Raw genomic sequence first — 24,898 nt, forward strand, 5'->3', positions numbered from 1 at the left:
ATATGGCTGATGTGCTGATCAGGGGATTGTCTGACGCGGCAGTTGCCCGCATCGATGCTGCGGCGGCCGAACAGGGATTGTCCCGCCAGGAGTACCTGCGGCGTCGATTCGAAGCCGAGCGCGCCGAGTCCCTGCCGCACGGCAGGATCACCGTCGATAACATGCGCCGCGCCGCTGCGGCGGCTGCAGACCTCGACGACCCCGACGTCATGCGTGATGCGTGGCGATGACCGTCTGGCTCATCGACAAATCTGCCTACACCCGCTTGGCGGTGTCGCCGGATGCGGACCTCTGGATCGATCGCATCGAACGTGGACTGGTGCGGCTCAGCACCGTCACCCGGCTGGAAATCGGCTACTCGTTCCGCACGGCAGCCCAAGCCCGACATGAAGTGGTGTCTCCGCCACTGTCTCTCATGCCGGTGGAGTACCTCACGCCTGCAGCCGAGGATCGCGCCGTCGAGATGCAACTGCTGCTGGCGGACCGAGGGCAGCATCGCGCACCGTCGATCCCCGATCTACTCGTGGCGTCAACCGCGGAGATCGCCGGCCTCACAGTTCTCGCAATCGACAAGGACTACGACCTCATCGCCGAGATCTCCGGACAGCCGATCGAACAATTGCGGATGTGACTTCGCCACGATTGGGCGCCTGCAGAGCCCTGCGCGATAATTCTCCGCGAGCGAAATAAACGGATCGCGGGGAGGCGACTCATCAGACGGAAGGCCCGGTAGGTGCTGGCTGTTTTGCAGGCCTTCGCCGTCATCGCGATCGTCATCGTCGTCGGGATCGTCGTGGGGCGCTACGACGTCCTCGGCGAGAACGCGCGAATGGTGCTCAACCGCGCGGCGTTCCACATCGGCGTCCCGGCATTGATGCTGATTGGCCTCGCCGATGCTCAACTGTCCCAAGTGTTTTCGCTGTTGTTGTTGGCATCGGCCGTCGCCGCGATGGCGGTGTACGCGTTGTATTTCGGGATCGCCAAGCTGATGCGCCGCCCGCGCGGCGAGACCGTCATCGGCTCGATGCTGGCGTCCTACGTCAACGCCGGCAATCTCGGTATCCCGGTCAGCGCCTACGTGCTGGGCAGCACCACCGAGGTGTCGGCGATCATCCTGTTCCAGATCCTGGTCCTGGCGCCCATCAGCCTCGGGCTGCTCGACGCCGAGAACTCGCGGCACAAGCCGGTCGCCAAACGCGTGCTGAGCCTGTTCACCAACCCGATCATCGCGGCGAGCGCCGTCGGGCTGATCCTGGCCGAGACCGATGTCGACCTGCCGCAGGTCCTGCGCGATCCGCTCGAACTGCTCGCCGCGCTGGCCGTGCCGACCGTGCTGCTCGCGTTCGGTATATCGCTGAGTGCGCGCACGCGCGGCGACGGGCACCCGCACCGCGGCGAGCTCGCGCTTGCGATCGCGTTCAAGATCTTGCTGATGCCCGCGGTCGCGTACGGCGTGGCTTGGGCGCTCGGCGCCGACCATCACCAGCTCGAGATCGCCACCGTGCTGGCCGCGCTGCCGTCGGCGCAGAACATCAACACCTACGCCGCCTTGTACAAGCGCGGGGAAACGCTGGCCCGTGACGCGACACTGATCAGCACGATCCTGGCCGTCCCCGTGATCGTGGCCGTCGTCGCGCTGACGGAATGACTACTCGGCGGATTCGACGGCCGCCGAAAGGGGTGCGGGAGCCTGCAACGGCAGCAGCACGACGAAGCGGGTGTTGCCCGGTTCGGAGTGCACCCGCAGGTCGCCGTTGTGCTTCTCGACGACGATGCGCCAGGCCAGGTCGAGGCCGAGCCCGGTGCCCTCACCGAACGGTTTGGTGGTGAAGAACGGGGTGAAGATCCGGCCGATGATGTCCTCGGGGATGCCCGGGCCGTCGTCGCAGATCTCGACGCGGATCATCTCGTCGTTCTCGCGTGCGGTACGGATGGTCAGCGTGCCGTGGCCGTCCATCGCCTGGATGGCGTTGTCGATGATGTTGGTCCACACCTGGTTGAGATCGCCCGGATAGCACTGCAATTCGGGCAGTGACTTGTCCATGTCCTTGACCAGGGTGATCGGCTGATCTTTGCCGATCTTGCCGCCGAACATCATGAGCGTGCTGCGCAGCAGTTCGTGGACGTCGGCGCTCTGGTAGGAGCCCCGGTCCATCTGCGAGTACTGCTTGGCGCCGGCCAGCAGCGCCGAGATGCGCTTGCTCGCCTCGGCGATCTCGTTCATCCGCAGTTCGGTGTCGATCGTGTACTTGAGCCACCCGATCGCGCCCTGCAGCGACGCCGACGCGTCGACATCGTCGACCGAGGCCTCGATGCGCTCGAGCCAGTCGATGTCGAGGCCCGCCTCGACGAACGTCGGCGCGTAGTCCCACGCACTCGAGATGCCGTGATCCTCGAGCCAGTCGCCGATCTGGTCCTCCCGGTCGGAGGTCTCCAGCGCGGTCAGCTCAAGCCCTTTGCTCTTGGCGACCTGCTCGGCCACCTCGTCCTGGATGGTGACCAGCACGCGCAGCGCTTCCGGGGTGAACTTGCCGTCGGCGAGCATCGCGAGCTTGTGGCGCATCTTGCCGACGCCCTCGCGGAGATCGGCGACGGCGCGCGCGGTGGCCGCGGCCGGATTGTTGAGCTGGTGGGTCAGCCCCGCCGTGATGGTGCCGAGGGCGAGCAGCTTCTCGCGCTGACCGATGATCTGGCTCTGCCGACGCCCGCCGACCTTGTGCCCTTCGAGCAGGTGCACGGCCATCGGGAACTGCGACTGCATGAACGCCGCGAACGCGTTGGCGTCGAGCACGAACACCCGCGAGGGCTGCGTCAGCCGTACCGACGCCTCGTAGATGTGTTCCTCACCGGGAATGTAGGCCGACCAGGCGCCGAAGTACACGCCGCGCTGGGAGGTTCGGTTCGTCTGGAGGTCGACGCCGCCCGACCGCTTCGACATGATGAGCTCGCCTTCGAGCATCACGTAGAAGCATGTGGCCGGGTCGCCCTCGGTGACGATCGGGCCTGCCGGGAAGGTCTCGATGCTGCCGGCCTCGCACAGCGTGTCGAGTTGCTCGTCGGAGAGATGCTCGAACAGGAACAGCGTCCGTAGTTCGTCGCGAACACACACTTCGCTCATGTCGGTCATCGACTCCTCATGCTTCGTCGGCGGGGCCGACATCATGCCTCGGCCAGGTAGCGGTGCACCAGCATCACCGCCATCGACCCTTCGCCGACCGCGGCCGCCACCCGCTTCGCGGATTCGGCGCGCACGTCTCCTGCAACAAACACACCGGGCACACTTGTTTCCAGGTGATGCGGCGGACGTTCCAGGGTCCAGCCGCACACATCCCGCAGATCCGGTCCGGCCAGGATGAAACCGTGGTCGTCGCGGGCCACGACACCTTCCAGCCAGTCGGTGCGCGGCGTCGCCCCGATGAAGCAGCACAGCCGGCTCGACCGCACCTCTTCCTGCTCGCCGGTGCGCTTGTTCTGCAGGACCAGGCCGACCAGGTGGTCGTCCTCACCGATCGCCTTGACCACCTCGGTGCAGGTCAGGACCCGGATCTTCGGGTTCTGCTCGATCTGCTGGATCAGGTAGTAGGACATCGACGCTTCCAGCGACGGGCCACGGACCACCATCGTCACCGAGTTGGCCTCGCGGGCCATGAACATCGCGGCCTGGCCCGCCGAGTTGGCGCCGCCGACGATGAACACGTCCTCGTCCTTGCATTCCGACGCGTCGGACACCGAGGCGCCGTAGTAGACGCCGCGGCCGACGTAGTTGACCGGATTGTCGGGATCGTCCCAGCATCCCGGCACGGGAAGCTGGCGGTAGTCGACGCCCGTCGCCAGGATCACCGCGCGCGCACCGATGGTGTCGCCGTCGGCGAACGTGATGGTGCGGGCCGCGCCCGCGACGTCGAGTTGGGTGGCCTCACGAGTGGTGATGACCTCGGCGCCGAAGCGTTCGGCCTGCCTGCGGGCCGACGTCGCGAGCTCGGCGCCCGAGACGCCGGTGGGGAAGCCCAGGTAGTTCTCGATACGTGAACTGCGGCTGGCCTGCCCGCCCGTCGTGGTGCCCTCGATGAGCACGGTCTTGAGCCCCTCGGACGCGCCGTACACCGCCGCGGCCAGGCCGGCCGGGCCGCCGCCGATGACCGCGAGGTCATACATCGTCAGCGACGGGCTCGTGGACAGGCCCAGCATGTCGGCGAGCTCGCCGTCGGTGGGCTCGACGAGCGTGGTGCCGCCTTCGGTGATCACGACCGGCAACTGCAGGCCGTCGAGGCCCGCCGCCTCCAGCAGCTGGCGACCCTTCGGCTCGTCGGCCGTGAACGCGCGGTACGTGTGCTGGTTGCGGGCCAGGAACTGGCGCACCTCCCACGACCGCGGGCTCCACTGGTGACCGATCACCTTGGTGTACGGAATCGCGCGGTCCCCGGCGGCGTGCCAGGCCTCCAGCAGGCCGTCGATCACCGGGTAGAGCTTCTCCTCCGGCGGATCCCACGGCTTGAGCAGGTAATGGTCGAGGTCGACGACGTTGATGGCCGCGATCGCCGCAGTGGTGTCGGCGTAAGCCGTCAACAGCACGCGACGGGCCATCGGGTACAGATCCATCGCGGCTTCGAGGAACTCGATGCCGCTCATCTGCGGCATCCGGTAGTCGGCGACGAACACCGCAACGGTGTCACCGCGCAGCTTGAGTTCGTTGAGCGTTTCCAGGGCGTCCGGACCCGACTCCGCACGCACGACGCGATACCGCTCGCCGTAGTGGCGGCGCAGGTCACGAGCCACGGCACGGGACACGGCGGGATCGTCGTCGACGCTGAGAATTACGGGTTTGCGGGGCTGGGGAGCGGGTCCAGTCATATCGCCACTAATTATGCGCTCCCCAGCCAGCGATTTTCTTGGTCAGGCCGCTACTCGACGTGCGACAGCGATCCATTGCCGTCCGGCGCGACCGGCGGCACGGGAGCTTCGGACCGGTTGAGCAACGCGGCCACGTCGATGCCCGACGACTTGAGTGATTCGAGGATCTTGGCCACCGCGAGCGGGCTGACGCCAAGCAGGCCGCCGACCGCGTCCTGGGTATCGCTCGAGCCGCCGATGATCGAGAGCCGTTCGATCTCGCCGAGCGGCGTCGCGGCCGCCTCGGTCGCCTTGACCACCGACTGCAGGACGTCCGGCAGCATCAGCAGCCGTGCCGCATCCGCGGTGTAGCTGTTGAGGGCGGCCGCGATCTCCTTCTTGCCGTTCGCCTCGGCGAGGAGTTTGGCCTCGATACCGGCCGCCTCGGCCTGCTGTTCGACGCGCAGCGCGTCCGCGAGTTCCTTCTTGCCCGCGGCCTCCGCGACCAGCTTGGCCTGGAGGCTGTCGGCCTCGGCCTGCTTCTCGACCCGCAGCGCGTCCGCAGCGGCCTTGCGGGCGTCGGCCTCGGCCTGACCCTTGCGCCGCTCGGTCTCCGCCGCGGCCTCGGCCGCCAGGATCGAGGACTGCCGCTGGCCTTCGGCGATCGCGATGTCGGCCTGCCGTTTCGCCTCGGCGGGCGCGATCACGTCGGCCTGCAGGGCGGCCTGCGCCTGCTCGGCGCGCCGCTGCTCGACCTCGATGCGGGCCTGCACGCGGGCCGCCTCGGCCTGCTCGATCGCGATGCCGACGTCTTTCTGGGCGCGGGCGTTCGCGAGCGGCCCGGCCTGATCGGCCTGCGCGTTCTCGGCCTCGGTCTGTGCGCGCAACCGGGCGAGCTCGACGTCGCGTTTCTGGTTGGCCGTCGCGATCGCGGTGTCCGCCTCGGCCTGCGCGATCGAACCCTCCTGGCGGGCCTTGGCCGACTGGATCTGTGCGTCGCGCTCGGCCTCGGCGGTGCCGACCGTCGCGTCGCGCTTGACCTCGGCGATTCTGCGCTGACCCAGGGACTTGAGGTAGTCGTTGGCGTCCGAGATGCCGGCGATCTTGAGCACGTCGACCTCCATGCCGATGCGCGCGAGGTCGCCACCGGCCTCCTCGACCACGCTGCGGGCCAACGTGTCGCGGTTGGAGTTGAGGTCCTCGACCGTCATCGTCGCGGTGATACCGCGCAGGCTGCCGGCCAGTATCTCGTTGATCTGGCGCTGCAACTCGTTGAGGTCGGAGGTCAGGAAGCGCTGCACCGCGGTCTGCACGGCCTCGTCGGCCGATCCGATGCGGACCAGGCCGACGGCTTCGACGTTGACCGGCACACCGTTGTTCGACAGTGCGTTCTGCAGGTTGATGCTGACGTTGAACGGTTCGAGGCTCATGATGTCGACGCGCTCGATGCCGGGCATCCGGAACCGCGCGCCGCCGCGGACGACCTTCGGTTGGCCGCGGCCGGTGAACACCGCGACCTCGTTGGGCGGGACCTTGATGTAGTTCTTGACGTAGACCATGGGCAGCACCACCAGGATCAAGATCGCGGCGATGGCGGCCAGTACGACGATGAGCAGCAGGGACACGGTGATGGCCTTTCTAGCGGGTCAGGTCTCTGGAACAGCGACGACATGCACGAAATCGGAGTCGATGTCGGCGATGTAGATACGGGTGGACTTGGGCAGCGCGGCCGGTTCGTCGCTCTTGGCGCGCGAGAACACCCGATTGCCGTCGGCGTCGACGAACGACACCTCACCCCAGCCGCCCGCGGGCACTTCGAGGGTGACGGTGCCGAGCAGGCCGATATAGGAGGAGCGGCCCTTGTGGGAGTTGGACTGCTGGCGGCGCAGGTAGGGCAGGAGCACGCCGTTGAGCACGAACACCAGCACGACGGCGCAGGCCCCGGCCAACAGTGCGGTTGCGAAGGTCTCCATCCCGACCCAGGTGCCGATCAGGCCACCGGTGCCCGCGCCGACCAGCGCGGCCGACACCCCGGTGAGGCTCAGGAAGGGCATACCGTCGCCGTGGCCGATGTCGGCCAGCAACAGCGCAGACAGCAGGGCGACGCCGCCGACGACGAACGCCGCCAGGTACACAGCCATCACGTGTCTCGTCTCCGCTTCTGCGCCGCGGATGGCGCAAATCACTATGAACCATTGTCACGTGTCACGGGCGGCTCGCGTGCATGAATATTTGGTGCCTGCACGCTGGCCAGCCGTGATTTTGGCGCAGGCCGATGAGCGGGTATTGTGGACCAACGGTGCGGCTTCCGTGCCGACTTTCTGCGTGCCCCGTTCTGGATTTACCGGAATTCTGTCGATTCGGCTCACGTTTTGAAGTCGGATGGTCGCTGTGCCGACGGGCGCACGATACGAAACGAAAGCAAGGATCGCCAGACAGTATGGCCAAGAAAGACGGTGCCATCGAGGTCGAGGGTCGCGTGGTCGAACCCCTGCCCAATGCGATGTTCCGCATTGAGCTGGAGAACGGACACAAGGTCCTGGCCCACATCAGCGGGAAGATGCGGCAGCACTACATCCGCATCCTGCCCGAGGACCGGGTAGTGGTGGAGCTTTCTCCCTACGACCTGTCCCGGGGCCGCATTGTGTACCGGTACAAGTGACATAACCGAGCCCGACCGAAACGACAAGAGCACGTGTCGCGCATCCGCGCGTCATCGACAGACCTAGAAGGATCGAAACAGCCGTGAAGGTGAACCCGAGCGTCAAGCCCATCTGCGATAAGTGCAGGGTGATCCGCCGGCATGGGCGGGTCATGGTGATCTGCAGCGATCCGCGCCACAAGCAGCGTCAAGGCTGACCAGCCCCAGCTGACGGCACACCACAACTGAATGCAGACCTCCCAGCACCACTGAATGGATAGGCCATTCGCACACGTCCGGAACGGAGGCCGGACCCCGGAGAGCCCGTAGGGGCTGACGGGAACGGGCTGGGATCAGACCTCCGCATAGAAGAAGGAATACCGCCACATGGCACGGCTCGTGGGCGTTGATCTTCCGCGCGACAAGCGCATGGAGATCGCGCTGACCTACATCTACGGCATCGGCCGTACCCGCTCGAACGAGATTCTCGCCGCGACGGGCATCGACAAGAACATGCGCACGAAGGACCTGACCGACGATCAGGTGACCGTCCTGCGTGACTACATCGAAGGCAACCTCAAGGTTGAGGGTGACCTGCGCCGCGAGGTGCAGGCCGACATTCGCCGCAAGATCGAGATCGGCTGCTACCAGGGCCTGCGCCACCGCCGTGGCCTGCCCGTGCGTGGCCAGCGCACCAAGACCAACGCGCGCACCCGCAAGGGCCCCAAGCGCACCATCGCCGGCAAGAAGAAGGCCAGGTAGACCATGCCACCAGCAAAGAAGGCAGCAGGTACGGCCGCCAAGCGCGGTAAGACCACTCGCCGCCGGGAAAAGAAGAACGTCCCGCACGGCGCTGCGCACATCAAGAGCACGTTCAACAACACGATCGTGTCGATCACCGACCCGCAGGGCAACGTCATCGCCTGGGCGTCGTCGGGCCACGTGGGCTTCAAGGGCTCGCGTAAGTCGACTCCGTTCGCCGCGCAGCTGGCCGCCGAGAACGCCGCGCGCAAGGCGCAGGAGCACGGCGTCAAGAAGGTCGACGTGTTCGTCAAGGGTCCCGGCTCGGGCCGTGAGACCGCCATCCGCTCGCTGCAGGCCGCAGGCCTCGAGGTGGGCGCCATTTCCGACGTCACCCCGCAGCCGCACAACGGCTGCCGTCCGCCCAAGCGGCGCCGGGTCTAGGAAGGATCTAGAAAATGGCTCGTTACACCGGCCCCGCGACCCGCAAGTCGCGTCGTCTCGGCGTCGACCTGGTCGGCGGAGATCAGTCGTTCGAGAAGCGCCCCTACCCGCCCGGCCAGCACGGCCGCGCGCGGATCAAGGAGAGCGAATACCGCCAGCAGCTTCAGGAGAAGCAGAAGGCGCGTTTCAGCTACGGCGTGATGGAAAAGCAGTTCCGCCGCTACTACGAGGAAGCAGTGCGTCAGCCCGGCAAGACCGGTGACAACCTGCTGCGCATCCTCGAGAGCCGGCTGGACAACGTCGTGTACCGCGCAGGCCTGGCCCGCACCCGCCGCATGGCGCGTCAGCTGGTCAGCCACGGCCACTTCCTGGTCAACGGCGTGAAGGTCGACATCCCCAGCTACCGGGTGTCGCAGTACGACATCATCGACATCAAGGACAAGTCGCTCAACACCCTGCCGTTCGAGGTTGCCCGGCAGACCGCGGGTGAGCGCCCGATCCCGTCCTGGCTGCAGGTCGTCGGCGAGCGTCAGCGCGTCCTCGTCCACCAGCTGCCCGAGCGTGCGCAGATCGACGTGCCGCTGACCGAGCAGCTCATCGTCGAGCTCTACTCGAAGTAGTAGGGCTGGCTCCTGTGTGGCCGACCGGCCACACAGGCAACTGACCGGCATCAAATAGCGGGTGCCGAGAAGGAGATAGAAACACCATGCTGATCTCTCAGCGACCCACACTGTCCGAGGAGAGCGTCGCCGAAAACCGCTCCAAGTTCGTCATCGAACCCCTGGAGCCCGGCTTCGGTTACACCCTCGGCAACTCGCTTCGGCGCACGCTGCTGTCGTCCATCCCGGGCGCGGCCGTCACCAGCATCCGCATCGACGGTGTGCTGCACGAGTTCACCACCGTCCCCGGGGTGAAGGAAGACGTCACCGACATCATCCTGAACCTCAAGGGCCTGGTCGTGTCCTCGGAGGAGGACGAGCCGGTCACCATGTACCTGCGCAAGCAGGGCCCGGGTGCGGTCACCGCCGGTGACATCGTGCCGCCGGCCGGTGTGACGGTGCACAACCCCGACATGCACATCGCCACCCTGAACGACAAGGGCAAGCTTGAGGTCGAGCTCGTCGTCGAGCGCGGCCGCGGCTACGTCCCCGCCGTGCAGAACAAGGCCTCGGGCGCCGAGATCGGCCGTATCCCGGTCGACTCGATCTACAGCCCGGTGCTGAAGGTGACCTACAAGGTCGAGGCCACCCGTGTCGAGCAGCGCACCGACTTCGACAAGCTGATCCTCGACGTCGAGACCAAGAACTCGATCAGCCCGCGTGACGCCCTGGCGTCGGCAGGCAAGACCCTGGTCGAACTGTTCGGTCTCGCACGCGAACTCAACGTCGAGGCCGAGGGCATCGAGATCGGGCCGTCGCCGGCCGAGGCCGATCACATCGCCAGCTTCGCGCTGCCGATCGACGACCTGGACCTGACCGTCCGCTCGTACAACTGCCTCAAGCGCGAGGGTGTGCACACGGTGGGCGAGCTCGTCGCCCGCACGGAGTCCGACCTGCTGGACATCCGTAACTTCGGCCAGAAGTCCATCGACGAGGTCAAGATCAAGCTGCACCAGCTGGGTCTCTCGCTCAAGGACAGCCCGGCCACGTTCGATCCGTCCGAGGTCGCCGGTTACGACGCCGCAACCGGAACCTGGACCAGCGATGCCGGCTACGACCTGGACGACAACCAGGACTACGCCGAAACCGAACAGCTCTAACGAAACCGTCCCGGTCCTACCTGATACGGGGGCCGGCCCCATTTAGGAGATAGTCGCAATGCCCAAGCCCACCAAGGGTCCTCGCCTCGGCGGGTCGTCCTCGCACCAGAAGGCGCTGCTGGCCAACCTGGCCACGTCGCTGTTCGAGCACGGCCGCATCAAGACGACCGAGCCGAAGGCACGGGCGCTGCGTCCGTACGCCGAGAAGCTGATCACCCACGCCAAGAAGGGGCAGCTGCACAACCGGCGCGAGGTCATGAAGAAGATCCGCGACAAGGATGTGGTGCACACCCTGTTCGCCGAGATCGGTCCGTTCTTCGCTGACCGCAACGGTGGCTACACCCGCATCATCAAGGTCGAGAACCGCAAGGGCGACAACGCCCCCATGGCCGTCATCGAGCTGGTGCGGGAGAAGACCGTGACCTCCGAGGCCGACCGTGCTCGCCGCGCGGCCGCTTCGCAGGCCAAGGCTGAGGCTCCTGCAGAGGAGACTCCTGCCGAGGACAAGGTCGAGGAGACCACCGAGGCTCCGGCCGAGACCGAGGAGACCACCGAGGCTCCGGCCGACGAGGCCACCGAGGCTGAAGCCAAGGATGACGCCAAGTAGTCCTCAGGACACTCGCGACATGCCCGCCATCGATTCCGGTGGCGGGCATGTTCGTCTTCGGCTCGACATCGCCTATGACGGCACCGAATTCGCCGGGTGGGCGGTGCAGGCCGGTCAGCGCACCGTCGCCGGGGTAATCGATGAGGCGTTGACGACGGTGTTCCGCACGCCCGTCGTGACCCGGACCGCGGGCCGGACCGACACGGGCGTGCACGCGACCGGCCAGGTCGCCCACGTCGATGTACCGGTCGACGCGCTGGCCCATGCCTATCCGCGCACGACGCGGCCGGGCGACTCCGAGTTTCTCCCACTGGTTCGCCGGCTCGCCCGGTTCCTGCCCGCCGACGTGCGCGTGCGCGAGATCACGCGCGCGCCTGCGGGTTTCGACGCCCGATTCTCAGCGCTCCGCCGGCACTATGTCTACCGGCTGTGCACCGCGCCGTATGGCGTCGAGCCGCAGGAGGCCCGGTTCGTGACGCCGTGGTCGCGGCCGCTGGATGTCGAGGCCATGACGGCGGCATCGCAGGAGTTGGTGGGGCTGCACGATTTCGCCGCGTTCTGCCGCTATCGCGCCGGTGCGACGACGATCCGGGATCTGCAACGGCTCGAATGGGTCCGCGACGGCCACTACATCACCGCCTACGTCACCGCCGATGCGTTCTGCTGGAACATGGTCCGCTCATTGGTCGGTGCGCTGCTCAAGGTGGGCGAGGGTCGTCGTGAAACCGACTGGACCGCAACGCTTCTCAGTACTTCAGGCCGGTCCAGTGATTTCGCGGCCGCGCCTGCTCGCGGTCTGACGCTCGTGCGGGTCGACTACCCGCCTGACGATCAGATGGCCAGCCGGACCGCCGTCACTCGGGATCTGCGCACGCTCTGACCCCGCCGAGACTACGGTTTTTGATGAGATTCGGCCGAAAAGCGTCATAAACCGTAGTTTCGCGGCGCTCGCCGCTACAACCGGCCCGCCACGAAGTCCGCGGCCTGGTTGACCATCCCGCCGTCGATGTAGGCGCCCGCAAGGTGATCGGGCCAGTTGTTGCGCCACGTGTTCGGATCGGCCGGGTTGCAGATCGGGTCGGCACCGTGGCACAACTCGATGGTGCGGTCGCTGTAGAGCGGGCTGAAATTGGTGATAGGGCCGACCCAGGCCGCGCCGTTCCCGAACAACGCGATGGCGGCGATATGGGTGTCGGCACCCGCGGGCAGCGGGGTCTTGAAGCCGAACGCCGTGATCGGGACGGCCAGCACGACGTCGGCGACCGCGGCGCCCAACGAGTACCCACCGACGACCAGCCGGGTGTCCGGGCAGTTGTCCATCATGTACCGGATGTGCTGGCTCATGTCGTTGGCGCCGATGTCGATCTCGGTGTCGGCCGGGTACTTCACGGCATAGACGCCGATGTTCTTGTCGACCTTGGAGCGCAGCGCGTTGACGAACGCGTTGCCGAGGGTGCCCACACCGGCCGGCTCGGTGCGCCCGCGGGCGAACACCACCTCGACCTCGGGACACGGTGCCGCTTCGGCTACGGGCAGAGCGGCGGGCGCGACGGCGGAAACCACCGGTGCGACGGCCGCGGCGGCCAGCACGGTGGCCGCCGCACACAGCCATCGGCGAAGCCGTCCGGTCCGCCGCTTTTCCCCGGAGTTGACGGAATGTTCGACCACCTAAGCGATCGTAGCGGAGGAAATTGACGACGTAGCCGATCACGTCGTGCGAATTACAGTAATCCCGCCACGAAACTCGCTGCCTGATCGGCCGGCCCCTCGTATGCGCGGTGTGCCGGAACACTGTCTCCGTTGGTGCAGACGGGATCGTTGGCATTGCACAGATCGATCGCGCGCGAGCCGTACACCGGGCTTGCGGTCAGCGGCAGGCCGAGCTTTGCCGACGGGTTGCCGAACACCGCGACGGCGGCGACGTGCTCGGGCACGTTGGGCGGCAGCGGTGAGTTGAAGCCGACCGCCGGGAACGGGACGGCGGCGATCACGTCGATCACCGCGGCGCCCTGTGAGTAGCCGCTGAGCACCAGCCTGGTCGCCGGGCAGTTGTTCACCATCCATTGGATGTGGGCGCTGGCGTCGTTCGCGCCGTTGGCCGCGGCCAGGAAGTCGTAGCTCGCCGGGTAGTTCACCGCGTAGGCGCCCACCGAGCGGCCGCCGACCTTGTTGCGCAGTGAGTTGACGAAGGCGTTGCCGATCCGGCCGAGCCCGGGTGCTTCGTCCGTGCCGCGGGCGAAAACGACCTCGACATCGGGGCAGTCAGCGGCGGAGGCCACGCCGAGGCTGCCGTTCGGTACCGGCCCGGCTACCGGGAGGAGGAGTGCCGTGGCCGCGGTCAGCACGGCGGACGCTACGAGAAGGGTGTAACGGCGAACAAGATCAAAAGTCACACCAAATGTTAGCCGGTCTTGCTGACTACACCAGTCCGGCGATGAAACCCGCGGCCTGGGGGATGAAGGCCGAGCTCTCATAGTGGGTGTGCGCGAACGGGTTGCGCCCATCGGAGCAGATGGGATCACCGTCGCTGCACATGTCGATCGCGCGCCCGCCGAATCGGCTGGACGTCACAGGGATACCGAACTTGGCCGAAGGATTGCCGAACACCGCGACCGCGGCGATGTTGTTCGACAGGTTGCCCGGCAGCGGGGGAGCCGAACCGATGTCGCCGACCCGGTTGCCCAGCGGCGGGATCCCCAGCAGCATGTCCACGACGGCGGCTCCCTGCGAGTAGCCACCCAGCACGATGCGGGTCGACGGGCAACTCTCGGCCATCGCGGCGATGTGGTTGGTCGCGTCGGTGGCGCCGTCGGCGGCGGCCATGAAGTCGTAGGTCGCCGGGTAGTTCACGGCGTACGTGCTCACCGTGCGACCGCCGACCTGACCCCGCAGCGCATCGGCCAACGCCTGGCCGACACGGCCGACGCCGGCGGGCTCACTGGTGCCGCGGGCGAACACCACCTCGATGTCGGGGCACGGTTCGGCGCTGGCGACCGGCGCTGGAATCGCGGCCAGGGCGGCACCGGCGCACAGAACTGCTGAGGCGATCGCGGCCACCCGGGCCGGCATCCGGAGGAAAGTCACGATCGCAATATTCACACAAAATGCTTAGCCACGGCTAATCGTTTGCTCGCCCGTCACATTCTGCGCCGGATTATCGGGCCAGCACGCCTCGTACACGGCCGAGGTTCGCTCGGCCTTCTGCTCACTGCGATCACCCTGACGCGCGAGTGCGAGCCCGGCGAGCACCACCACACCGCCGAGCGCCTGGATCGGGGTGATGGCCTCGCCCAACATGATCCACGCGATCAGCACCGCGAACATCACCTCGGACAGGCCGACCAGGGACGCGAACCTCGGCTTGAGTCGCGAGATGCTCAGGATGCCGAGCGTGTAGGCGATCGCGGTGGGGATGAGTCCGAGTGCGATGACCGGCACGAGCCACGACGTCGTGAAGCCCGCGATGTCCACGGAGTTGGTGGTGAAGGCCAGCGGCATCACGCCGGTGAAGCCGAGCAGCGCCACGCCGGTCGTTCCGATGATCAGGCCGCCGGTGGCCAGGCTGATCGGGTTGAGGCCCGCGCCGTCGGTGCTCGCCTGGTTGGACATCATGAAGTAGCAGGCCGCGCAGATCGCGGCGGCCAGGCCCCACGTGACTCCGACGACGTTGATGTGGGCACCGCTGAACACGTCGAGCACCAACATGATCCCGGCGACCGCCAGTGCGACACCGGCGAATGTCATCGCGCTGGGGCGCCGGCGCGTCGTGGCCCACAGCCAGCCGACGACGAGGATCGGCGCGGTGTATTCGAGCAGCAGCGCGACGCCGACCGACAGATGCGAGACGGCGTTGTAGTAGCACAGCTGGGCGCCCGCGATGGGGATGAGACCGTACGCGACGACGGTCTTGGCGTGCCGCGCGACTTCACGGATCCAGCCGGGGCGCACGATGGTCGCGAACACGGCCATCGCGACGGCGCCGCCCGCGAGCCGGGCGGTCACCGCCGCCGTCGGGCTCCAGCCGGCCTCCATCAACGCCTTGGCGAACGGTCCCGAGGACCCGAACGCCAGCGCTGAGCTGACGGCAAGCAGCAGCCCGAGCCGAAAATGGTTGTCGGCGGACGTCCGGTTGAGCTTGGCCGGCCCGGTCGCTGTGGCCATCGATGCACCTCCCCGAGGATGTAATGAGTAAAATCAATTTTGGTCATGACGCTACGACGGAAGGGGGTCATGAGTCAAATGCTTTTTACTTATGACACGGAGCTCACACTCCGGGCCGCCGCCGTGCTGGTCAACAGTGATCGGGTGGACGGCGACCAACTCGCCGACCTGGCGGCGCTCGACGCCTACCTGGATCACTTCGGCTGGACGGGCCGCCGGGACCGCGACGCTGCCGAGCTGAGTGCCGTGCAGGGGCTTCGTGTGCGGCTCGGGGAGATCTGGGGCGCGGCGGAGGACGAGGAGGCCGCCGTCGCCTTGGTGAACGGCCTCCTCGGCGACACCAAGGCCTCGCCGTGGTTGACGCGACACCCCGAGATGCCGGACTGGCATCTGCACCTGGCTTCGGCCGACGACCCGCTGTGGCAGCGGATGGGTGCCGAGATGGCGATGGCGCTGGCCGACCTGATCCGCGGTGGTGAGCTGCGGCGGCTCAAGATCTGCGCGGCCCCCGACTGCGAAGCCGTGCTGACCGATCTGTCCCGCAACCGGTCACGCATGTTCTGCGATACCGGCAACTGCGGCAACCGCCAACACGTCGCGGCGTACCGGCAGCGCCAGCGCGAGGAATAACTGTCCGAAGGCCGTCCCGGTACGGGTTAGGGTTTTGCCCGGGGGACTTCATGGCACGGCAACCGGCAACCCGGCTCCAGCTCAGTGGGCATCGATTTCTGTTGCGGCGCATGGCGCATGCGTTGGTGCGCGGTGACGCCAGCATGCTCCACGATCCACTACGGGCACAAGCAATCGCGTTCACGGCGGGCGGTGTGCTGGCCGTCGTGGCGATCACCGCGTGCGCGGTCTTGGCGCTCGTGCGCCCGGGCGGTGAACTCGCCGATGCGCCGATTCTGTTGGCGCGCAATTCAGGTGCGCTCTATGTGCGTATCGGTGACACGATTCATCCCGTGCCGAACCTCGCCTCGGCCCGCCTGGTCGCGGGGGCAGCGGCCGATCCGGTGCCGGTGAGTGATGATGCACTCGCGCGGGCGCGCCGCGGGCCACAGGTCGGCATACCGGGAGCGCCGACGCAGATCGGCAGTCCGCTGAGTATCGACGAATCGGCGTGGGCGGTATGCGATATCGCCGAGCCGGTGTCCACCACACTGGTCGTCGGCGCGTTGTCAGACCGCGTCGCGCCGTTGCGCCATGGTCAAGCACTGCTGGTCGCGCCGCGCGGCGAACCGGCCGCGACGACGTATCTGCTGTTCGACGGCTGGCGGGCCGCAGTCGACCTACGGGATCTGGCCGTCACGCGTGCGCTCCGGCTGGACGGCCTCGAACCAACCGGTGTTTCGCGCGCGCTGTTGGACAGTGTGCCCGAGGCGCCGGCGATCCGGACGCCTGCCATCGCGGGTGCGGGCCTGCCGGGCCCGGCAGCATTACGTGGTGTCGAGGTCGGCAGCGTCGTGCGGGTCACACGCGCCGGCGACACCGACGAGTTCTACGTGGTGCTCGCCGACGGGGTGCAGCGGATCGGCAGGGTCGCCGCCGACCTCATCCGGTTCACCGTGGCACAGCCCGCCGCCGAGCCTCCGGTGGTTTCCGCGCAGGCCATCGCGCGCGTGCCCGTCGTCGAAGACCTTGACGTGGCGAGGGTTCCGCAGTGGGTCGACGCGCACGCGCGTCCCGTGCTGTGCGCGGGATGGGATCCCCGCCAACCCTCCACCGAAACAAACACCACGCTGTACGCGGGGGACTCACTGCCGGAAACCGGATTGCGGCTTGCGCAGGCCGATGAAGCCGGGCCTGCCATCGACCGGGTCGACATCCCCGCGGGGCGCAGTGCGCTGGTGCGGGCCACCGGCATCGACGGCGGCATCGGCGTAGCCGGACCGCGCTACCTCCTCAACGATCTCGGCGTCCTGTTCGGCATCCACGATGACGCTGCCGCAGAGCATCTCGGCTTGACCGGCCCTGCCGTGCCCGCGCCGTGGCCCATGCTTGCGATGCTCCCGCGTGGGCCGGAGCTGAGCCGCGACGCGGCGTCAGTCGCGCACGACGGGCCGACTTCGCGGGGTTGGGGCTCGTAACCGCCTGGACGACAACGTGATTGCCAGCAGCGCGGTCGCGGCGGCGCAGACGGCTGCGCCGCCGAACGCAACCCGGCGCGACCGGGCATCGTCCGGCGTCACGGCGGGCTGCGCGATGCTTGTCGCCGCAACCGGCGTCGGCTCCGAGGTCGGTGCGCCACCGTCGCTCACCGCGGCCAGCGGATCGACGACGCCGTGACCGAGATACGGATTCCATCCGCCGGGCGGCCGGTGCGCGGTGTCCTCGATGCGTCGCATCACATCCCGCGCACTCAAGTGCGGAAACCGGGACCGGATGAGCGCGGCGATCCCCGACACGATCGGCGCGGCGTAACTGGTGCCCGATACAGGGTTGGACTTCCCGAGGGTGTCGATGAGCCGCTCGCCGTCGGGATGCAACGACACGATGCCCTCACCTGGCGCGGCCACGTCGACCCAGGGTCCGCCCAGGCTGAACGTGGAGGCCGTGCCGTCGCGGCTGACTGAGCCAACGCACAACACCAGATCGTCGTACCACGCCGGGGTGGCCACGGAAACCACGGTGTCCCAGTCCGGTTCACCCGCCGGATTCTGCTCAGGGCAATGCCCCGGCCCGCCGACATTGCCCGCGGCAGCCACGACCACGACGTTCTTGACGTCGACGGCGTAGGCCAGCGCGGCACCGAGGGCCCGGTCATCGAGCGCGTCGTCGGCGGCGACGCACGCCACCGACGAGATGTTGATGACGGTGGCACCCAGATCGGCCGCTGTGCGTACCGCTTTGGCGAGTGTGTCGACATCGCCGACGCCGCTTGACCCGCTCGCGTCGGCAAACTTGTTGCTGGACTGGCGGATAGCGAGGATCGACACGTCAGGAGCGACCCCGCTGAAACCGTCGGCCGCCGCGCCGCCGACGATTCCGGCGACGATGGTGCCGTGGCCGTCGCAGTCACTGGTCCCGTCACCGGACGAGACGTAGTCACCGCCGCCGATCAGGTGCGGCAGAAGCCGATGCCGGGTGACGCCGGTATCGATCACGGCCACCGTCTGACCGCCGCCGCGGGACAGCCGCCACACCGCATCCAGCGCAAGTGGTGTGCGAGATTCGGCCACGTCACGCGGTGAGCTGCCGAAGCACTGCCCGCGTTGTTCGGTCGGGTGTGTCGCCGCGGGCGGGGCGGCCGGCGGTAGCAGCGCGTCGTCGATGGCGGGCGGTGTGACCGCGCCTGCCGCCGGAGCTGCCACGAGCGGAAGCATCGCGAATGTGGCTGCCAGGAGCCGATACTGGGCGCTCACAGCGGGCCCAGGCCGCGCACCGCGTCCGCGATGCCGGTGAGCCAGCAGGCCAGCGGCGCGATCGCGGCCAGCGCGACGTATTCCACGGCGTCCACGACGCGTATCGCGGCCGGGCTCGTCACGGCGGCCGGGCTGAGCACCGCAAGGCCCACTGCCACCGCCGCGGCTCCGGTCCAGCTGCCGTATCCGGGGGACCAGACCACGACAAGTGCGAACATCGCGGTGAGGCTGCAGAACCCGAAGATTGTCAGCATGTTTCGACACCGGCCCGATGCATAGGACCGGCTGCGCAGCAGCAGTGCAACGCCGACGGCGGCGGCGAGTGCGAGTGCGGCGGGAGTGACCGCGTGCCGGCTGTCGACCGCGACCAGCAGCGTGCCGAGGGCGGCCGCGGCCGAGCAGCCGGTAACCAGGCCGACCAGCGCCCGGCGCCCACGTTCGGCCAGTGCATCGGTGGAAATGCCGGTGTCGCCGTGAGTTTCCGTGCCGTCGGTTTCGTCGCCGGGGATCGGCGGCGTAAGCCCGGCGAGCGCGATGGACAGCCGCGGCGTCAAGGACAACGCGCCCATGGCCACTGCACTCAGCACCGCGCCGACCGCAGAAGCGCTCAGCGGCCACACCACCGCAGGCGCGGTCGCAAACCCGATCAGCGCGGCGACCGTGACGACGGCGAGCAGAACGTCTGTGCCGCAGTCCGATACCCGCAGTAGCGCGACGCCGACGCAGCCTGCGGCCACCGCGGCGAGAAAGAAATTCGCCGCGTCAGGACCATCGGGAACGACGAGGAACCCGAGAACGGCAGCCTGTGCCGCCGCGGCGACGCTGAGCGTCGCGACCGTGCGCCGTCCGAGACCTATCCGTTGCCCGGCCAACACGGCCGCGGTGACGATCACCGCCAGGGCCGCGGCCGCGACCACCCGCGACCAGCCCTGCGTGCCGAGGCCCGCGCAGACCAGGGCGACCATTCCGAGCAAGCATGCCAACAGGCAGCCCGCCGACCGCAGACCCTGCGGTGTTTCGGGGCCTGGTCCGTCGGCCGCGAGGGCGGCCGTCAATGTGCGTAACCGCGGCGGCTCGACGGCAACCGCGGCCAACATCAGCAGATCTCCGTCGTCAACGCCGTTCTGCACCAACGTCATCGAATCGTCGAGTGTCCGGCCGGCGATAAAGGACAGCTGCCAGCTCCGAGACCCGCCTCCCGGTGCCCCGACCGCGTCGACGATCGACGGCATCAACTCGTTCACCGTCAACGCGGCCGGCAACACCAGGTCGATGGTTACCGGGCCCTCTCGACCGGCGACGACGAACCCGCAGTGAATCGACACGAAGCGCAGCGCATCCGGCATCACATCACCCCCCGGTCAACGCCAGTGCATTCGACCGTAACCGACGTTCTCGGTAGGTCTTTGCGGGAATTTCGACCGCACAACAGTGGAACTGATCGGCGCCGCCGTGCGTCCAAGCCTTTGATGGAACATCCGGTAGCACTGCAGACCTCCGGCGGGCCGCCCGCCGAGCTGGTGATCGATGCGCCGCCACCGGTGCCGAAGGCCACCCCGGTCAATCCGGTGGCCCGGTTGCTTCCCGTCGTTCTGGTCATCGCGATGGTGGGCATGATGGCCGTCTACTTCGGTTCGGGGGCGGCCGCGGCACGAGGTCCGGCGTTCATGTTCTTTCCGGTGATGATGGTGATGTCGGTGCTCGGCACCTTGGTGTACAGCCTGCGCGGCAACGGGCGGGCGGCTGAGCTCACTCGCGATCGCAGCGAGTATCTGCGTTATCTGGACGGGCTCGACGCCGTGGCGGCCGCAACGGCACAGTCCCAGTGGGAAACCTTGCACGGCGAGCATCCCGCGCCCGCGACGCTGTGGCTGCTGGCGGGCACCGACCGGATGTGGGTGCGTGCACCCGATGATCCCGGATTCGGCGATGTCCGGATCGGAATCGGCGTACGGCCTCTGCTCACGCGACTGGTGGCACCTGCCGCCGGTCCGGCCGAGGACCGTGACCCGGTCACCGCGGCAGCGTTGCACGACCTCGTGCGGAACCGATCCGTTGTCGCCGACGTCCCCGTCACCGTGAACATCTGCAGCCGGGCACATCTGGCGGTCGGCGGGCCGTCCGACGACGCCGGCGCCCTCGTCCGGGCCATGCTCTGCCAACTGGCCGTGGCGCACAGCCCGCGCCATCTCAGAATCGCCGCGGTGGTCGGGCCGTCGGCGGCCGAGCAGTGGGACTGGTTGAAATGGCTGCCGCACCACTGGCATCCGCGAGACCCGGCGGGTCAGCGCCCGCTGCGATACCAGACCGTGGCGCAGGCAGTGGACGACGACGCGGCGATGCACGTCGTCGTCATCGCGGACGGCGTCGCAGCCGAACCCAGCATGTCCAAGCCGGGCGTCACCGTATTGACGATCGGATGTGCATCTGACACGAGCCCGGATCTGGCCGTCGGACCCGACAAGGTCAGCCTCGGCGACGCTCTCGCGCAACCCGACCGCCTGACCCTCGCGCAGGCGTTGACGTGCGCACGCCGCCTGGCGCGGTACCGGTCGGCGAAATCCCCGACTGCCGAACGGTCCACCTGGTTGCGTCTCATCGGTCTGGGCGACCCCGCGCGGTTCGATCCGGCGACCTGCTGGCGCACACCTGACGCGCAGAACCTGCTGCGGGTGCCGATCGGGCTGGCCGGGGACAACGCACCCGTTCACCTGGACCTCAAAGAGGCTGCGCACAACGGTATGGGCCCGCACGGGCTGTGCGTCGGCGCGACGGGCTCGGGTAAGTCGGAATTCCTGAAGACGTTGGTGCTCGGGTTGGCGGTCACCCATCCGCCCGAGGCGCTCAATCTGGTTCTCGTCGACTTCAAAGGGGGCGCAACATTTCTCGGTCTCGAGACGGTGCCGCACGTCAGCGCGTTGATCACCAACCTCGCCGACGAGGCCCCGCTGGTCGCCCGCATGGCCGACGCCTTGGCGGGCGAGCTGAACCGTCGTCAGGAACTCCTGCGGGCTGCGGGCAATCTCGCCGACATCACCGAATACCGCCGCAAGCGCCCAGATCTGCCCGCGCTGCCCGCGCTGTTGATCGTCGTCGACGAGTTCTCCGAACTGCTCCACCAACATCCTGACTTCGCCGATCTGTTCGTCGCCATCGGCCGGCTCGGACGGTCACTGGGCATGCACCTGTTGCTGGCCAGCCAACGACTCGACGAAGGGCGGCTGCGCGGCCTGGAATCGCACCTGTCGTACCGCGTGTGCCTGAAGACGTTCTCGCCGAACGAATCCCGTGCGGTACTCGGGGTGCCCGACGCCTATCAGCTGCCGAATACACCCGGTGCGGCGTACCTGAAGACGCCGTCGGGTGAGCTGGCGAGGTTCCAGACGGCGTTCGTCTCGGGCGATTATGACGCCGACGCACCCGTGGTGGCGGCGCCGCAGCGTGTCCGTCCGTTCGTCGCGCGCTGCGTGGTGCCCGACCGGCAGGCGGTGCGGAAACCGAGAACGACCGTGCTCGACGCCGTGCTCGCCAAGTTGGTCGGGCACGGCACGCCGGCTCATCGGGTGTGGCTACCTCCGCTTCCGGATGCCGTGCCGCTCAGCGATGTGTTGATGCCGGCACGTCAGCACCTGACCGTCGCGATCGGCCTGGTCGACCGGCCCTTCGAGCAGCGCCGCGACCGGCTCGTCGTGCGACTCGACGGCGCGGCCGGAAACGTCGCGATCGTCGGCGGGCCGCAATCGGGAAAGTCGATGGCTGCAAAGACATTGGCGTTGGCGCTGGCGGCCACGCACCACCCGTCCGACGTCCAGCTGTACGGATTCGATTTCGGTGGCGGCGCGTTGTCGGCGCTGCGGGCACTGCCGCATGTCGGCGCGATCGCCGGCCGCCACGACGTCGACCTCGTGCGGCGCAGCGTGACCGAACTGGAAGGCCTGGTGCGCAGGCGTGAGAAGCGGTTCGCCAGTTTGGGCATCGACTCGATGGCCGAGTACCGCAAGCGCCGCGACGAAGGTTCCTGTGACGACCCGTTCGGTGACGTGTTCCTGATCGTCGACGGGTGGTCGACGCTGCGAGGCGAGTTCGAGCACCTCGAGCCCCTGATCACCGTGTTGGCCGTGCGGGGACTGTCGTTCGGCGTGCACGTCGTGGCGAGCGCATCGCGGTGGGCAGAATTCCGCCCGGCACTAAAAGACCAACTCGGCACCCGGATCGAATTGCGGCTCGGTGATCCGGCCGAATCGGAGATGGACCGTAAACGTGCCCGCGAGCTCGGCCCGTGCCCGCCCGGCCGAGGTCTGACCCGTGACGGCCGAGAGTTGTTGATCGCCTTGCCGAGACTCGACGGCACGCCGAGCGACCACGGAATCGGCGCCGCACTCGCACGAACCGGTGACACCCTGCGATCTGAGCACCGGGGTGCCCGAGCGCCGGAGATCCGGCTGCTTCCTGCGCTGGTCGAGCACCACATGCTGCGTCCGCCCACCGGTATGCGGCCGGCCACTCAGGTGGTGCTTGGCCTGGGAGAGCTCGAATTATCGCCTGTGGTATTGGATTTCGCCGAGCAGCCAGACCTCCTCATCCTCGGGGACGCCGGCTGCGGAAAGTCCACGGCGTTGCGCACGATATGCCGTGCGCTGGTCGATGCCAATGACCCCGAAGCCGTGCGACTGCTCATCGTCGACTTCCGCCGCACGCTGCTCGGCGTGGTCGAGTCGGAGCATGTGGCCGGGTACGCGGTATCGGCCGGCGCACTCGAAACAGCGTTGGCGGAACTGACTGTCACGCTGCGGGCCCGCATGCCCGGGCCGGACGTCGACCAGCGCGCACTCCGCGACAGATCGTGGTGGGCCGGTCCGGAGCTCTACATCGTGATCGACGACTACGACCTCGTGGCGGGATCGGGGACGAATCCGCTTGCTCTGCTGCTCGAATTCGTGCCGCAGGCACGTGATATCGGGCTTCATATGGTCGTGGCACGGCGATCGGGTGGTGCGGCGCGTGCGATGTTCGACCCGGTCCTGGGCCGGCTGCGAGAACTCGGCTGCATGGGTCTGCTGATGAGCGCGAGCCCCGAGGAGGGCGTGCTGTTGGGTTCGGTAAGGCCGGCGCCGCTACCGCCCGGACGGGGCACCCTCATCACCCGGGCAGCAGCCGATCAACTCATCCAGGTGGCGGTGATCCCGGAGGACGGGCAGTGACCACCGCGGTGCTGGAAATCGGTCCCGTGACCGTGCGCGGACCAGGAACGGTGTCACCCGAACACGCCATGGCCGCGGTGGAGTGCATCGACGACACGACCGCATTGGTCGGCGAGCAGCCGATAGCGGTAGACGACCTGTGGGTCGAGGTTCTCGCCGCTGCCGCCGGGGCCGAAGCCGATGCACTGACTTTGGTGTGCCCCACGTGGTGGACCGCTGATCGGATCGCCCGAATCCAATCCGCAGCCGGAGAACGCGCGGAAAATCGTGTGCTGCAGCGCGTTCAGAAACTCACCGCCGATCGGACCGATACGTCGTGGGCGGTGGTGGAGATCGCGGTGGAACTGGTGCTGGTGTCGCGCGGCGATGGCGAGCCCGTGGCGTTGGTCCGCTGGGGTGAGGACGACGTGCTCGCGCAATCGGTGGTCGATGCGGTTGACGGTGCCGGTGAAGTCATCGTCGATGCGCCTGCCGAAGTCCCGGGTGCCCGTGCCCTCGGTCTCCTTGTCGCCGGCCGGATCGGCGACCGAGGCGCGCGCGTGACGATGGCCGACCCGGCACTGCTGTGTCGGGAAATCGCCACGGCCCACACCGAACCCGAACGACAACGGACGCAACCGAGCAGACGGGGCCCAGCGGTCTGCGCCGCCGTGATCGCGCTGTGCGCCGGACTCGTAATGAGCCTCCCTGACCGCCCGCAGCAGGCAGAACCGATGGCCGTACTGGTCGAGGGCCGGGTCGGTGTGCAGGTCCCGGTCGGCTGGACCGTGCGGCGCATCACCAGCGGACCGGGATCGGCGCGCGTCGAGGTCGTTTCGAATGCCAACCCTGCCGTGGCCGTTCATCTGACTCAATCTCCGGTCTCCGACACCCCGGCCGCCGAAACTCTGCGCCGCGCGCTCGACGAGCAGCCCGCCGGGGTGTTCGTCGACTTCAATGCGGCGGATCGGATCGCGGAACGCCAGGTGATCACCTACCGCGAAGTCCGCGCCGAGCGTCATGTGCGGTGGGCGGTGCTGGTTGATGGCCCCGTTCGCATCGCCATCGGCTGTCAGAACCCGCCCGGCCGCGACGACCTCGTCCGAGCAGCGTGCGCCATGGCCATCAGGTCGGCACATGCGGTGTTCTGAAATCGGGTGGAACCGAATCGGG

Annotated in this window: 25 protein-coding genes; 15 read left to right on the forward strand and 10 right to left on the reverse strand. The window is 67.8% G+C overall.

The annotated features are described in order from the left end of the window. Nucleotides 1-2 precede the first annotated feature (2 nt). From vapB to AWC31_RS25005, 3 genes are all read left to right on the forward strand, one after another. Nucleotides 3-230, forward strand: coding sequence for a type II toxin-antitoxin system VapB family antitoxin (gene vapB, locus AWC31_RS24995; protein ID WP_085146602.1), 228 nt, complete (start codon nt 3-5; stop codon nt 228-230). Further along, nucleotides 227-631 (forward strand): PIN domain nuclease, encoded by a 405-nt coding sequence (locus AWC31_RS25000; protein ID WP_234790670.1) that lies wholly within the window; start codon nt 227-229, stop codon nt 629-631. Before vapB ends, AWC31_RS25000 begins: the two co-directional genes overlap by 4 nt. Before the next feature lie 102 nt (nt 632-733). Continuing rightward, entirely contained in the window at nt 734-1,648 is a 915-nt protein-coding gene (locus AWC31_RS25005; protein ID WP_067842423.1) for an AEC family transporter, read from the forward strand. On the opposite strand, the gene AWC31_RS25010 is transcribed toward AWC31_RS25005, so the two are convergent. The 4 genes from AWC31_RS25010 to AWC31_RS25025 are packed head-to-tail and all read right to left on the reverse strand — an operon-like array spanning nt 1,649 to nt 6,971. Continuing rightward, a complete protein-coding gene (locus AWC31_RS25010; protein WP_085147299.1) occupies nt 1,649-3,118 on the reverse strand; it encodes an ATP-binding protein in 1,470 nt (489 codons plus the stop codon). A 41-nt stretch (nt 3,119-3,159) separates the two neighbouring features. Further along, entirely contained in the window at nt 3,160-4,851 is a 1,692-nt protein-coding gene (locus tag AWC31_RS25015) for an NAD(P)/FAD-dependent oxidoreductase (RefSeq protein ID WP_085146604.1), read from the reverse strand. Nucleotides 4,852-4,901: 50 nt separating this feature from the next. After that, complete coding sequence (locus AWC31_RS25020) at nt 4,902-6,455, reverse strand: flotillin family protein (protein ID WP_067842433.1); 1,554 nt, start codon at nt 6,453-6,455, stop codon at nt 4,902-4,904. A gap of 21 nt (nt 6,456-6,476) precedes the next feature. After that, complete coding sequence (locus AWC31_RS25025; protein WP_198538762.1) at nt 6,477-6,971, reverse strand: NfeD family membrane protein; 495 nt, start codon at nt 6,969-6,971, stop codon at nt 6,477-6,479. Nucleotides 6,972-7,270: 299 nt separating this feature from the next. On the opposite strand from AWC31_RS25025, the gene infA reads away from it, so the two are divergent. From infA to truA, 8 genes are all read left to right on the forward strand, one after another. Next, the gene (infA, locus tag AWC31_RS25030) at nt 7,271-7,492 is read left to right on the forward strand and encodes a translation initiation factor IF-1 (protein WP_003418601.1); all 222 of its coding nucleotides are present in this window, start codon (nt 7,271-7,273) and stop codon (nt 7,490-7,492) included. An 83-nt stretch (nt 7,493-7,575) separates the two neighbouring features. Next, on the forward strand, nt 7,576-7,689 hold the full coding sequence (gene rpmJ, locus AWC31_RS25035; protein WP_003879483.1) for a 50S ribosomal protein L36: 114 nt from the start codon (nt 7,576-7,578) through the stop codon (nt 7,687-7,689). 169 nt (nt 7,690-7,858) lie between these two features. Next, complete coding sequence (gene rpsM, locus AWC31_RS25040) at nt 7,859-8,233, forward strand: 30S ribosomal protein S13 (RefSeq protein ID WP_004571523.1); 375 nt, start codon at nt 7,859-7,861, stop codon at nt 8,231-8,233. Between the two features lie 3 nt (nt 8,234-8,236). Beyond that, nucleotides 8,237-8,656 (forward strand): 30S ribosomal protein S11, encoded by a 420-nt coding sequence (gene rpsK, locus AWC31_RS25045; protein WP_067842438.1) that lies wholly within the window; start codon nt 8,237-8,239, stop codon nt 8,654-8,656. 14 nt (nt 8,657-8,670) lie between these two features. After that, the gene (gene rpsD / locus AWC31_RS25050) at nt 8,671-9,276 is read left to right on the forward strand and encodes a 30S ribosomal protein S4 (RefSeq protein WP_067842441.1); all 606 of its coding nucleotides are present in this window, start codon (nt 8,671-8,673) and stop codon (nt 9,274-9,276) included. An 86-nt stretch (nt 9,277-9,362) separates the two neighbouring features. Further along, nucleotides 9,363-10,415, forward strand: coding sequence for a DNA-directed RNA polymerase subunit alpha (locus tag AWC31_RS25055; protein ID WP_067842444.1), 1,053 nt, complete (start codon nt 9,363-9,365; stop codon nt 10,413-10,415). 58 nt (nt 10,416-10,473) lie between these two features. Then, nucleotides 10,474-11,022 carry a 50S ribosomal protein L17 gene (rplQ, locus tag AWC31_RS25060; protein WP_085146606.1) on the forward strand — a complete coding sequence of 183 codons (549 nt, stop codon included), beginning with the start codon at nt 10,474-10,476 and terminating at the stop codon, nt 11,020-11,022. Between the two features lie 19 nt (nt 11,023-11,041). After that, a complete protein-coding gene (truA, locus tag AWC31_RS25065) occupies nt 11,042-11,902 on the forward strand; it encodes a tRNA pseudouridine(38-40) synthase TruA (RefSeq protein ID WP_085146608.1) in 861 nt (286 codons plus the stop codon). A gap of 74 nt (nt 11,903-11,976) precedes the next feature. On the opposite strand, the gene AWC31_RS25070 is transcribed toward truA, so the two are convergent. From AWC31_RS25070 to AWC31_RS25085, 4 genes are read right to left on the reverse strand one after another with little or no spacing between them, the layout of a single operon-like run. Then, entirely contained in the window at nt 11,977-12,690 is a 714-nt protein-coding gene (locus tag AWC31_RS25070) for a cutinase family protein (RefSeq protein ID WP_374214040.1), read from the reverse strand. Nucleotides 12,691-12,743: 53 nt separating this feature from the next. Next, nucleotides 12,744-13,415, reverse strand: coding sequence for a cutinase family protein (locus AWC31_RS25075; RefSeq protein ID WP_085146610.1), 672 nt, complete (start codon nt 13,413-13,415; stop codon nt 12,744-12,746). 25 nt (nt 13,416-13,440) lie between these two features. Further along, nucleotides 13,441-14,091: a cutinase family protein gene (locus AWC31_RS25080; protein WP_067843582.1), complete on the reverse strand. Its 651-nt coding sequence runs from the start codon at nt 14,089-14,091 to the stop codon at nt 13,441-13,443. Between the two features lie 39 nt (nt 14,092-14,130). After that, nucleotides 14,131-15,183, reverse strand: coding sequence for an EamA family transporter (locus AWC31_RS25085; RefSeq protein ID WP_085146612.1), 1,053 nt, complete (start codon nt 15,181-15,183; stop codon nt 14,131-14,133). A 78-nt stretch (nt 15,184-15,261) separates the two neighbouring features. Between AWC31_RS25085 and AWC31_RS25090 the strand changes: the two genes are divergently transcribed. Both AWC31_RS25090 and eccB read left to right on the forward strand, forming a co-directional pair. Next, entirely contained in the window at nt 15,262-15,813 is a 552-nt protein-coding gene (locus AWC31_RS25090) for a CGNR zinc finger domain-containing protein (RefSeq protein ID WP_085146614.1), read from the forward strand. Nucleotides 15,814-15,863: 50 nt separating this feature from the next. Then, complete coding sequence (eccB, locus tag AWC31_RS25095; RefSeq protein ID WP_085146615.1) at nt 15,864-17,270, forward strand: type VII secretion protein EccB; 1,407 nt, start codon at nt 15,864-15,866, stop codon at nt 17,268-17,270. Here the strand turns inward: eccB and mycP are convergent. After that, nucleotides 17,226-18,506, reverse strand: a complete 1,281-nt coding sequence (gene mycP, locus AWC31_RS25100; protein WP_085147300.1) for a type VII secretion-associated serine protease mycosin — start codon at nt 18,504-18,506, stop codon at nt 17,226-17,228. The genes eccB and mycP overlap by 45 nt on opposite strands. 35 nt (nt 18,507-18,541) lie before the next feature. Next, the gene (gene eccD, locus AWC31_RS25105) at nt 18,542-19,891 is read right to left on the reverse strand and encodes a type VII secretion integral membrane protein EccD (protein WP_110775247.1); all 1,350 of its coding nucleotides are present in this window, start codon (nt 19,889-19,891) and stop codon (nt 18,542-18,544) included. 123 nt (nt 19,892-20,014) lie between these two features. Between eccD and eccCa the strand changes: the two genes are divergently transcribed. After that, entirely contained in the window at nt 20,015-23,746 is a 3,732-nt protein-coding gene (gene eccCa, locus AWC31_RS25110) for a type VII secretion protein EccCa (protein ID WP_085146619.1), read from the forward strand. After that, the gene (locus AWC31_RS25115) at nt 23,743-24,876 is read left to right on the forward strand and encodes a type VII secretion-associated protein (RefSeq protein ID WP_085146621.1); all 1,134 of its coding nucleotides are present in this window, start codon (nt 23,743-23,745) and stop codon (nt 24,874-24,876) included. The genes eccCa and AWC31_RS25115 overlap by 4 nt, the downstream gene beginning before the upstream one ends. Nucleotides 24,877-24,898 lie beyond the last annotated feature (22 nt).

It is taken from the genome of Mycolicibacterium wolinskyi (assembly GCF_002101965.1).
Classification (GTDB): domain Bacteria; phylum Actinomycetota; class Actinomycetes; order Mycobacteriales; family Mycobacteriaceae; genus Mycobacterium; species Mycobacterium wolinskyi.